The organism is Solwaraspora sp. WMMD937 (assembly GCF_029581175.1).
GTDB lineage: Bacteria > Actinomycetota > Actinomycetes > Mycobacteriales > Micromonosporaceae > Micromonospora_E.
In genome coordinates, this window is the sequence record NZ_CP120738.1 from 4,953,270 (window position 1) to 4,964,937 (window position 11,668).

General features: G+C 68.9%; 5 protein-coding genes. All 5 read right to left on the reverse strand.

All coding sequences use genetic code 11. The features are described from left to right. Position 1: 1 nt before the first annotated feature. The 5 genes from O7621_RS22010 to O7621_RS22030 are packed head-to-tail and all read right to left on the reverse strand — an operon-like array spanning position 2 to position 11,654. Positions 2 to 6,502, reverse strand: coding sequence for a condensation domain-containing protein (locus tag O7621_RS22010; RefSeq protein WP_282231008.1), 6,501 nt, complete (start codon positions 6,500 to 6,502; stop codon positions 2 to 4). After that, positions 6,495 to 8,138: an AMP-binding protein gene (locus O7621_RS22015; protein WP_282231009.1), complete on the reverse strand. Its 1,644-nt coding sequence runs from the start codon at positions 8,136 to 8,138 to the stop codon at positions 6,495 to 6,497. Before O7621_RS22015 ends, O7621_RS22010 begins: the two co-directional genes overlap by 8 nt. Then, the gene (locus tag O7621_RS22020) at positions 8,135 to 9,535 is read right to left on the reverse strand and encodes an FkbM family methyltransferase (RefSeq protein WP_282231010.1); all 1,401 of its coding nucleotides are present in this window, start codon (positions 9,533 to 9,535) and stop codon (positions 8,135 to 8,137) included. Before O7621_RS22020 ends, O7621_RS22015 begins: the two co-directional genes overlap by 4 nt. Next, positions 9,532 to 10,722: an alpha/beta hydrolase gene (locus tag O7621_RS22025; RefSeq protein WP_282231011.1), complete on the reverse strand. Its 1,191-nt coding sequence runs from the start codon at positions 10,720 to 10,722 to the stop codon at positions 9,532 to 9,534. Before O7621_RS22025 ends, O7621_RS22020 begins: the two co-directional genes overlap by 4 nt. A 2-nt stretch (positions 10,723 to 10,724) precedes the next feature. Beyond that, positions 10,725 to 11,654, reverse strand: a complete 930-nt coding sequence (locus O7621_RS22030) for a chlorinating enzyme (protein ID WP_282231012.1) — start codon at positions 11,652 to 11,654, stop codon at positions 10,725 to 10,727. Positions 11,655 to 11,668: the final 14 nt, after the last annotated feature.

Below are 11,668 nucleotides of genomic sequence, written 5' to 3' on the forward strand. Positions count from 1 at the left end.
CCTAGAAGTCGAACTCGATCTCACGGCCGGCGGCGACCCGTTGTTCTTCCTCGACCTGCCCGCGGTACTCGTGCAGTGGGCGCTCGGGAGTGCCGACGACCTCCGACAGCAGCGCCACGAACCGCCGCCAGAGCAGGGCGACGGAGCCCTCGTCGTACAACTCGGGGTCGTACTCGACCATCGCCTCGACGCGCCCGTGACGGGACACCAGGTTGAAGGTGAGGTCGAACTTGGCGACGCATTCGACGCGGTCGCGCAGCGCGATCTCCACGCCGGTCTCCCGGAGCACCCGCTCCTCCAGATCGCCCCAGTCGTGTAGCACCAGGAGGACGTCGAACAGGAATCCGTGTCCCGGCTCCTGGCGTGGGACCACGTCCGCGAGCTGCTCCAGCGGGTACAGCTGGTGCGTGTGGGACTCCAGGAACTCCCGTCTGGCGATCGCCAGCAGCTCACGAAAGCTCGTGTCGGGCGAAAAGGTCGTCCTGAGGGCCAGAGTGTTGGCGAGGAAACCGATCTGTGGCCGCAGGTGCCGGGAGAACTCCCGCCCGGTGGTCAACGTGCCGAGGCAGAGGTCGGTCTGCCCGGTCCGGTTGTAGAGGGTCAGCACCAGGACGGAGTGCAGAAGGGTGAACAGTGTGACGGCCTCGGTACGGCACAACTCCCGCGCGTGGCCGGTCAGCGCCTCGTCGACAGCGCCGTGGAAAACCGACCCGGTGAACGACTTCACCGGCCTGCGGCGCCGGTCCGTCCGCAGGCTGAGCACGGGTACGCCGTCCTTCAACTTGTCCGTCCAGTACGCCCGGCCCGGGTCGAGAAGGCCGCGGTCGCCGAGGTCCCGCAACCAGAGGGCGTAGTCGCCGTACTGGATCGCGGGTTTGGGCAACGATTCGCGCCGCGTCGTGTACGCCCTGAGCACCTCCTCGGTGAAGATGGCGATGGAGACCGCATCGCAGACGATGTGGTGCATGGAGAGCATCAGCACGTCCTGCGGACTCGTGCCGGTCACGTACGTCACCTGGAACAGCGGGCCGCCGGCCAGGTCGAAACCGCGGTGCAGCTCCCGCCTCTCCAGCTCGGCCAGCACCTGCTCCTGGTCGGCGGAGGAGTCGAGGTGCTCGATCCGGACCTCGGTCGCGATCGCGGGGTCGACGCGCTGCACGACCTCGTCGCCTCGCACGACGAACCGGGTACGCAGGATCTCGTGCCGGGCCACCACGGCGTCGACGGCGCGCTCGAGCCGGTCGGGTCGCAGGCCACCGACCACATGGATCGAAGCCAGGACGTTGTAGGACGTGCGCTGGCTCTGCACCCAGATTCTCATCTGACTCGACGTCAGGGGGTACTCGGCGCGTGACGGGCTCCGCGACAGCGCGGGCCACGCCGGTGCCGGGGCCGCCGCCAGCCGCGCGGCAATGGCGGCGACGGTCGAATCCTCGAAGACGTCCTTGAAGGTGAGTACCAGTCCGGTGGTCCGTTCCAGCCGGTGCAGTAGCTCGATGACGCTGATGGAGTTCCCGCCCAGCGCGAAGAACGACGACGTTGGGCCAGTGGGCGCGACACCCAGGACCCCCGCCATGCAGTCGGCCACAATGCGTTCCCGCGCGTCCATCGGCCGCGCGGCCGCCGGGCCGGACGGTGCGGGCTCGCCCGGTTGCGGCAGTCCGCCCCGGTCGACCTTGTTGTTGGGCGTGAGCGGGAAGGCGGCCAGCACCATGGTGGTGGACGGGACCAGGTAGCCAGGCAGGTTCCGGACCAGCAGGCCGCGCAGTTCCTCGGGGTCGAGGGCGGCACGCCGCCGCTCGTCTGGGACCTCGACGTATGCCGCGAGGGACTCTCCGCCGTCGCCCCGCTGCTGCTTGAGCACCAGCGCCCGAGCGACCGCGGGGTGTCCCATCAGTACTGTCTCGATCTCGGCGGGCTCCACCCGGTAGCCGTTCACCTTGAGCTGGCGGTCCACGCGGCCGACCAGTTCGATCTCCCCGCTGGGCAGGAACCTGCCCGAGTCACCGGTGTGGTAACCGGTCTCGCGGAACCTGTCTGCGGACAGGCTCGGCAGGCCGACGTAGCCCTTCGCGACGTGCGGCGAGCCGACCACGATCTCGCCCACCTCGTACACCTCCGGACTGCCCCCGTGCGCGACGCGCAGGGCCAGTGACGTGCCGTCGCAGGGAACGCCCAGCGTGACGGTACGCGTGACGTTCCCGTGCACGAAGCGCCGAAGCGAGTTGAGGGTACTTTCCGCCTGGCCGTAGAGGTTGTAGAGCTCGACGTCAGGGAACAGCTCGAAGTGCCGAATCCCGTCGGCGGGCAGCACCGGCTCGCCACCCAGTACCACGGCGCGCAGGCGGCCGCTGTCCGAGCCACGTCGGATGGCCATGAGCTTGCGGTACAGGGAAGGGGTCGCGTGCAGGACGGTGACCGACTGGTCGACCACCCATTGCCAGAGGTCGCGGTGCGCGTCGTTGTCGTGCAAGGCGAGAACCTGCAACTGGGCACCGGTGACCATCGCGGTGTAGACATCCAGCACCGCCGCGTCGAAGCCGAGCGACGACACCAGGCTGAGCGAGTCCTGCTCGGTGATCGACAGCCGTCGCCGGTACTGTTCGACGAAGTACCGGACGTTGTCCGCCTCCTGGATCACACCTTTGGGGGTGCCGGAGGTACCGGAGGTGTAGAGCAGATACCCGGCCCGGGGTTCGTCCGGCCCGTCGCCGGCCTCACCCGGACCGATCTGGTCGATCCGCACCACCTTCGGGCGTACGCGGCCGGGCTCGTCGATGTCGTCCGCTTCTGCCCAGGCGACGGCGCCGTTGGCCAGCACCACCCGGACCCCGGCGTCCGAGACGATCCGCCGCAGCCGCGACGCCGGGTCCCTGGGCTCCAGAATTACGTAGCGGCACCCGGCATCCAACGCGCCGACCATTGCGGAAATCGCCAGCGGGGTGTCCCCGTGACGGAAGTACAGCCCGACCGGACCTTCCACCGGGGTACGCCGGAGGTAGCCGCTGACCCGGCGGCTCCATCCGAGTAACTGCCCGTACGTCGTCGCGCCGCTCGGGGTCACCACCGCCACCCGCTGCGGGATCCGCTCCATGGTCTGCCTCACCATGGCGGCCAGCGGTTGCGGGACGTCTGCGGACCCGACCTGGGGCGGCCGCCCGAGGCGGGGCGGTACCAGGAGCGGTTGCGCGTCGAGTGGCCGGTCCGGATCCCGGTCGAGACGGCAGAGACAATTCTCGAAGCCGGCCATCCACAGGCGTACCGTCTCCGGATCGAACAGCGCCGAGTCGTAGTCCCACCGCAGCGACCCGCCGCCGCTGTCAAGGATCGCGTAAACGTCGAGGTCAAGCCGTGCGGTCTGGCCCCGGTCGCCGAGGAACCCCTTGACGATCTGCTCACCCGGCCCGAAGGTGAGGCCGTTGAAGTATACCGAGGTGACCGGGACCCTCCCGTCGCTGCGACCGCTGGTGAGATCGCCCGCCACCGCACGCACCGGCAGCGCCCGCAGTCCGAGCGCCTCCGACAGCCTGCTACCGACCGCCGCGACCCGCTGCACGCCGGACTGGTCGCCGGCGAGCTGCAGGCGCAGCGTGACCGGGTTGACACAGGGCCCGAACGTGTCCTTCATGGCGGGAATGTCGCGATCGAGAAGCGGAACACCGACCGCGATGTCCGAGCGTCGCGTGACTCTGCCGATGACCGTCGCGAACCCGGCCAGCGCCACCGCGAACGGCGTCGTGCCACACCGCCGGGCCAGCCGGGCCAGGGACCGGGACTGCTCGTCGGTCAGGTGCAGCCACTCGGTGGCGATGCGGCCCCGTGCGCCGTCGCCTGGGGACCAGCGGTCCCGGGGCAGCCGCACCGGTACGAGGCCCGTGAGCTGCCCGCGCCAGTACGCCCCAGCGTCTCCGCCGCCGCGCGCCAGCAGGTCCCGCTGCCGACGCACGTACGTACGGTACGAGGTGTCCCGTTCCTCGTCGGTGCGCCCCGTGCCGTCCCCGCCGGCGCACGCCGACGACAATCGCTGGGCGAAGGCGTTGAGCGAGAACCCGTCGCAAATGATGTGGTGGGCGACGAAGATCAGCGTGTGGGTGCCGTTCGGCAGCCGCGCGAGTGTGGCGCGAAACAACGGGCGCTCGTCGAGGTCGAAGGGCTTGCGGACGAGTGCCTCGACGCACGCGTCCAACTCGGCCACCGCCTGCTCGGTGCTTGATCCGGAAACGTCGAGTACGTCCGGTCGGTGCTCCTCGTCGTCGCGCGGGAGCAGGCCCAGGTTTCCGTCCCGCCAGACGAACTGGCAGTGCAGCAGATCCGCGCGGCCCAGCTCGAGCGCGAGCGACTTCTCGATGCGCTCCCGTGGGATCTGCGATGCGAAGTCGATCCGGATCGCGATGTTGTAGCGGCTGTCCGGTGCTCGCGACTGGTGGTCGATCCAGATCGACTCCTGGATCGAGCTGGCCGGTAGGAGACCGCCGCCGGTGAGCGCCTCGGGCGCAACGGGCGGCGGATCGGTGTGCGACAGGGCGTCCAGCCGCGCGGCGAGCCCGGCGATCGTCGGATGGTCGAACAGCAGCTCGACGCCGATCAGCTGGCCCACCTCATCGGACAGCGCGGCGGCGAGCTCGGCCATACCGAGGGAATCGAAGCCGACGCTGAAGAACGTGTCGTCCCGCCCCATCCGGACCGGTCCCTTGAGATGTTCGACCGCCCGCATGATCTGCCGCTCCGTGTCGGAGGCCGCCGCAGCCGGGGTCCGTCCCTCGCCGGTTGCGCCGATCGGCCCGCTGGACTCCGCCTTCCAATGGGCGATGCCGCCGGTCTGCCCCGCGAGGTAGGTCGACCTGCACAGCGCCCGTTGGAGCTTGCCGCTGCTGGTACGAGGCAGGTGGCGAGGGGTGAAGAGGAACACCTCCGACGCCGGGATGCCGAACTCCTCCAACAGCACGGTCCGGACCGACCGGATGACTTCGGCGTGGGCAAGTCCGCCCGTACGGTCGTACTCGCACTGGACAACCAGATCTTCGCCGTGCTCCCGGTCTACGGAGAACACCACACAGCCGTCCCGGATGACACCCGGTGCGCCCTCGGCAATCGCCCATTCGAGGTCGTACGGGTAGTGGTTGCGGCCGCGGATGATGATCAGTTCCTTGATCCGGCCCGTCACATGCAGCTCGCCGTCGCGCAGGAAGCCAAGGTCGCCCGTGCGGTAGAACGGGCCCTCACCCGAGCGGGTGAAGGCATGCAGCGCCTCGGACGCCCCGGGGTTGTTCCAGTAGCCGCCCGCGACGCTCGACCCGCTCAGCCACACCTCGCCCACTCGGCCGTCGGGGCACTCGGCACCGTTGCCGTCGACGACGAGGCAGCGGAAACCACTGGGGACGCCGCACGACACGACCGGGTCGCCGGGCGACGCGGGCCCGCTGTCGTCCGCCTCGCCCCCGGACGGCTCCGGCGTGCGCGTGGTGAGTCCTTTCGCAGCAGCCACCAGCAACGTGGCCTCGGCCATGCCGTAGCAGGGCCGGAAGGCATCGGACCGGAATCCGGTCGCCGCGAACCGGTCCGCGAACGACGACAGCGTCTGCGCCCGGACCAGCTCGGCCCCGCAGTAGGCCACCCGCCAGCGGCTCAGGTCGAGCCCCGCGACGTCATCGTCGCTGATCCGGTCGGCGCAGTGCTGGTAGCCGAAGTTGGGTCCGCCACTTCCCGTCGCGCGGTAGCGGCTGATCGCCTCCAGCCACGTCACAGGCCTGCGCAGGAACTCGAGCGGCGAGAGGAACACCGCGTGCGCGCCGACGTACACCGCGTGCAGGACGTTCCCGATGAGCCCCATGTCGTGGTAGAAGGGCAGCCAGGACACGACCGTCGATTCGCTGTCCTGGCCGAACGCCGCCCGGATGAGCTCCTGGTTGCGGTACAGGTTCCGGTGCGAGACGACGACGCCCTTGGGCGCGCCGGTCGACCCGGACGTGTACTGCAGGAACGCCGGGTCTGCCGGGCGCACGGCCACGGGTTCGACGGCACCCGTCCAGCCGCCCGCTGTCCCGCCGGCCGTGATCTCGTCGACCGTGATCTCATCGGTGACGAGGCAGGGCGCGGTCTCCGTGAACCTGTCGCCGGCTCGGCCGAGTGCCGCCCGGTCGGTCAGGACGACGGAGGCCTGCGCATCCCGGGCGATGACGAGGAGGCGGTCCGCCGAGCGGCTGTTCCTCGGCGGGTAGCACGGAACGGGCACGATCCCGGCGACGAGACACGCCCAGAACGCGCGGATGAACTCCGGCCCGTGGGGGTAGACCAGCAGTGCCCGTGCCGGCCGTGGGAGCCCATCAAGGTGGACCGCCAGGGAGCACACGGCGTCGTACAGTTGCTGGTAGTTGACGGTGTGCGCCTCGTCGAGGCCCTGCCGCAGGAACGTGTACGCCGGTTCCGCCGGGGACCCGGCTGCCCGATGCCGCAGCACGGCCGCGAAGTTGTGCTCGCTGTGCGGCGAGCCGCCCTCAGTCACCGACCCGCTCCAGCTCCGCATCGCCGAACACCGCTCTGATCTGCTGACGCCGCAGTTTTCCGGTGCCCGTCAACATGCCGTTTTCCACGGTGAACGGCACCGTGCTGTGCGCGAAGAGCGTCACTCTCTCGTGTTCGGCCAGCCTCGGGTTGACCTCGGCGAGGTAGCTCCTCAGCGCTGCCGATCCGCCCCGCTCGACGGGCCAGTACGCGACGGCGGCGATCCGCTTGCCGTCGAAGGAGGTGACGCAGATGGACTCGTCCACCTTCAGCTCGTGGAAGACGGTCTCGACGCTGGCGGGGAACACCTTTTTGCCGTTGTCGAGGACGATGACGTCGTCCTTGCGTCCGCGCAGGAACAGGAAGCCGTCCGCGTCGAGGTAGCCGATGTCGCCCGTGCAGATGTACCCCTCCTGGTCGAAGGTGACGACCGAGGGGTCGGCAAGCTCGCTCCGGTCGATCTTGACCCGGATCTCGCCGTCCGCGGCGATCTTGACGGGAACGCGCGGCCGGCCGACGCTGCCGATGCGGAAGTCCTTCTCGGAACTCATGGAGATGATCCTGGGCAGCTCACTCTGCCCGTACCCCTCGTAGATCCGCACACCCACGCGGTAGAACGTCATAAGCGTCCGCCGGTCGATCGGGGCACTGCCCGTCACGAAGTAGTCGGCCCGGCCGCCGTAGATCTTGCGCACCTTGCCGAACAGGTAGCGGCCGAACACTCGTTTCACCCAGCTGCGGTTGGGCAGCCGGTTGATCCGAAGGCGGAGGTAGACGTCGAAGACGGCCCGCTGCCGCTTACTCATCTGCCGCAGTTTCTGTTCGATCCGCGCCGCCAGGGCCTCGTATATCATGGGGACGCTCACCATGATGTTCGGCTTCTCGACGATCAGGTCCTGCACGCAGCGCCGAGGATCGGAGAGCACGATGTCGATCCGACGCATCAGCGCCAACCGTACGAAGGCCCGCTGCTGCAGGTGGGAGAAGGGCATGAAGACAAACAGCTTGTTCCCTTTGCGGCTCCAGAAGCTGGTCCGGTACCGGTAGTACTGCAGCGCCAGGTCGAGGGCGTGTCTCCAGCCGTTCGACGGCTCTTCTGCCGGGAACATCAAATCGATGCGTTTGGCCTTGCCCGACGTCCCCGACGAGTAGCCGATCGAGTAGTGGTCCAGCATCCGGTCGGCGGTGCAGGTCCACTCGACGCCGGCGAGCTCCTCGAAGCCGCTTCCCATCGGGGTGGCACCGCCGGTACCGAAGAACCACACCGGTGCGTCGACCTCGGTGAGCCGGTCCGCCACCGCCCGGTCGGCGAGCACGACGTCGGCCTCGGCCTCCCGCAGCAGGGCACCGATCTCCCGGGCGGTGAGGAACTCCGGCACCGCGACCGACCGGAAGCCCGCCTTGATGCAGGCCAGATCGAGCACCATCCACTGGTACGACGTCGGCCCGACCAACCCCACCTGGAACTCGCGCCCGCGCCCGTGCGGCCGGAGCGACGCCAGCCGGCCGACCGCCCGGTCGATGTCCTGTGCCAGCTCGGCCCACGTCCTGCTGACCCTGCCGCCGTCGCGGTAGACCACCTGGTTGTGGTGGTTGTCCGCGAGCCTTTCCAGAGCCGCGAAGAGCTGCCGCTTCATCCCAGGTTCCTGCGGATGACCGCCGCCACCTCGTCGAAGCGGCTACCCGCGAAGAGCTGGTCCGGCGGTAGCACGTTCTCGCCGAAGGTCTCGTCCACCTCAAGTACCATCCGTACCGACTTCAGTGAGGTGCCGCCGAGGTCGAAGAAGTCGTCCGAGGTCCGGACGGACTCGACCTTCAGCAGCCGGCACCAAATGGCGGCAAGCCTTTCCTCGATCGCGGACATCACGCCCGGCTCTGCGGCGCCCTCCGATGCGATCATGGCGCCGAGCGCAGCCGTGTCGATCTCGCCGCGGGTGTCCCTCGGCAGGGCCGCCACGAACCGGAACCGTTCGACGGCGATGTCGGCGAGTTGCGGGATGCGCTCACGGATGGCCGAGGCCAACGCCCGACGCGTCGACAGCGGCCGCCGCCAGTTCGGAGCGGCGGGGTCCGGCGCCACCGGTCCCCGACGGGCGTAGAGGCCGTACATGTCGGTGCTCAGCAGATCCGGGTTGCGGTCGATCAGCACGCTGAAGCCCTTGTCCTCCAACAACCTGACGCAGGCCGCGACCCGTCCGTCGATGTCGTGGACCTCCATGACCACCTGATCGATCCGTTGCCACAGCCCATCGTCGATACCGTGCAGGACCTGCCACTCCGCTTTCTCGACGTCGATCTTCAGCAGATCGATACGGTCGACGGAATGGCCCTCGAGCGCCTGTCCCAGTGTCTGCACGCCGCACTCGACCGGCTCGCCGACGAGCAGCTCGGCGACCATCGCGTCGAGTCCGGCGGCGGAGGCACCGTCGTGGCCCGCGAGATAGGTCTTGAGAACCTCGCGGTCCGTCTGGTCCGCGAGGAGCCCGGACATCGCTGTGTTCTTCGGGTAGTACGTGATCACCGTCTGACCGCGCGCGTCGCCGACCGCGCCGACGACGATGACGACATCGATGTCGTGCAGCCTGGCATTCAGCTCGACGGCCCGACACAGCTGAGGTACGGGCTCGACCGCGAAGATCCGGGCCCCCTGGCCGACAAGTCCGAACAAGACGGAGGCCCCACCGATGTTCGCCCCGACGTCGATTACGGTCGGATGGTCGGGCAGTGTCACCCCGTTGCGCAGGTACTCGTTGTCCCGGAACACCTCACGGAAGATGAAGTCGGCCTCCCGCCGGTTGCGGTGGAAGATCATCAGGTCGTCGTCGGGCTCGTACAGGGCGAGCTCGCCGTCAACGCCTGTCTCCTCGCAGAGGAGCGTCGCTCGCCGGACCACTGGTGCGGCCTCGCCCGGCACGACGAAGACCGCAGCGACCCGCCGGTCACCCGTGCGGTGCCGGACGAGAACGCCTTCCTCGACGAGCCCGCCCAGGTCGTGATCGATCGTCTCGACTTCGAGTGCAGCTATGTCGGTCATCGCCGTCCAGGTGTGCTCAGGTACTGGGCCGCGACGAAGTCGGCGGCCAGTTGGACGAGTCGGGACGAGGTGTCGAAGACGGAGAGGTGGTCGCCGCTGGGCTCCTCGACCAGCCGGGCGCGGGCGAGCTCACCCGCCACGCGATGCGAACCTTCCGGGTGCGCGGTCGTGTCGGTCCGACTCGTCACCACCAGCGTCGGGTGTGGGATCCGGCCGAGCAGATCAGTGATGTCGAAAGACATGATCGCAAGGTTCAACCTGCAGTAGTGGTGGAACAGCACCGGCGAGGCGTAGGGGTAGAGCACCAGCGGCGCGAGCCGCTCGGGGATCTTCGCCAGGGCGGCAGGGCGGTGCATGAGTTTCTGGTAGGCGGCCGCCTTCGCCAGGGTGTCCGCGCCCATCTCCATCAACGCCTGGACGTCCCGCTGGTGATCGGTCTTCGTCGAGCCGGCCCCGAAGTCGTAGTCCCCGTGCCACAGGCTGATCGATCCGAGGCGACCGGGATGTCGGTGGGCGGCCTCGACCACGATCACCGCGCCGCCGCAGAGCCCCATCACGTGACAGGCCGGCAGGTCGAGCGCGTCCATGACCGCCAGCAGGTCGTCGGCCTGGTCAGCCACGCCGCTCGCCATACCGGCCTCGGGACCGTGCGCGGAGAACAGACCGCGGGTCTGCCAGGTCACGACGAAGTGCTCCTCGCCGAGTGCGCGCAGCCACCGCAGCGACAGCTCGACCGGCATGCCGCAGGGTGGGACCAGCACCACCGCGGGACGCGCCCGGTCGCCCGACGTGAACGCGTCGAGCGTCAGTCCGTCGCGGGTTTCGACCCGCACCAGCCGGGGCGCCCGGTTACGGGCATTGGCGGCGGCGCGTACGATCGGCGCCTCCCCGGCGTCGCGGACCCAGTCGTCGAGCGGTCCGGCGTCGCTCAGCAGGGTGCTGATCCGGCGCTCCACCGCCAACCCGAACGAGCTGCCCGCCGGCGGCGGCGCGGCGCGCACGTGGACCGTCTGGCGCAGACCGACCTCGCGGGCAACGCTGTCGAGTAGCCGTCCGGCGGCGGTGCCGAGACGCTCGTGATCCGCCACGGCCACCTCGAAGTGGTCCTGCGGCAGCCGGTCTGCCAGTGGCTTGACCTCGCCGAACACCTCGACAGCGGCCGCCGCCCACTCCTCGAACCCGGTCACGGTCAGCTCTTGCCGAACGGGACGCCGGTCGTCGTGTGGGTTCGCAGCCGGTTCCGCCCGTACCTGTCCTCACCCGACACCAGCACGCACCCGAAGTCGTCCAGCGAGATGCGCCCGCCGTACTCGTGGATCTCGGTCAGACCCGGATAGACGCGGACCGACGCAGGGACGTAGCGGCTGGCGAAGCCAAGGCGCATCTCCTGCGTCCGGCCCGCGTGACCGTGGGAGGCGTGCATCAGCGTCGACCAGAAGACGATGAACTGCCCCGCCTTCATCTGCATCGAAACCGCCTTGCTCTCGTCCGGGGACCAGTCCGGGTCGATCTGCAGTTGGCGGTAGTCGTAGCCGAAGAATCCCCGGGCCACGCCGTTCTTGGTCTTGTTGCGGTTCGCCTCAGGGTCGTAGTGCATCCCCAGGGTCTCGTCGTAGAACATCTGCCGGTGGGTACCCGGGATGAACTGTAGGCAGGCGGTCTCGATACTCGCCTCGGTGAAGGCCGTCCAGACGGTGATCGTGCCGCCGTACTCCCGGTCCTCCTCCCAGACGATCTGCGGCTCTCCCCCGGCGTTCGCGAACGTGTCCGCCTGGTGCCAGTCGGTGCCCTCGTCGCCCGGGTACTTCGGGAAGAACTCGGACCGCCAGCAGATGACGTCCTTGCCAAGAATGCTCGCCACCCGGTGGACGATCTCGGGCCGGGCGATGTGTTCGGCAAGGAAGCTGTTGTCGAGATGGCGGTCGTAATTGGAGATGTTGGTCCCCTGCGAGATTGCCTCGGTGTCCTGGTAGACGGCGTTTGTCCGGTCGAGCAGCTTCAGCCGCTCCTTCCGCCAGCGGTCAGCCATCTCGTCAGGTTCATAGAGCGTGAACGGCCCGGCGTAGCCGTTGCGCTGGAAGTCTGCGAGCTCGGTGGGCGTGAGGCTGAACTTGCTCATGACATCCACTCCCG

Coding starts and splice junctions, on each gene's coding strand:
- O7621_RS22015 (WP_282231009.1), bottom strand. CDS start 8,138: ATGAAGCGGCAGCTCTTCGCGGCTCTGGAAAGGCTCGCGGACAACCAC.
- O7621_RS22020 (WP_282231010.1), bottom strand. CDS start 9,535: ATGACCGACATAGCTGCACTCGAAGTCGAGACGATCGATCACGACCTG.
- O7621_RS22030 (WP_282231012.1), bottom strand. CDS start 11,654: ATGAGCAAGTTCAGCCTCACGCCCACCGAGCTCGCAGACTTCCAGCGC.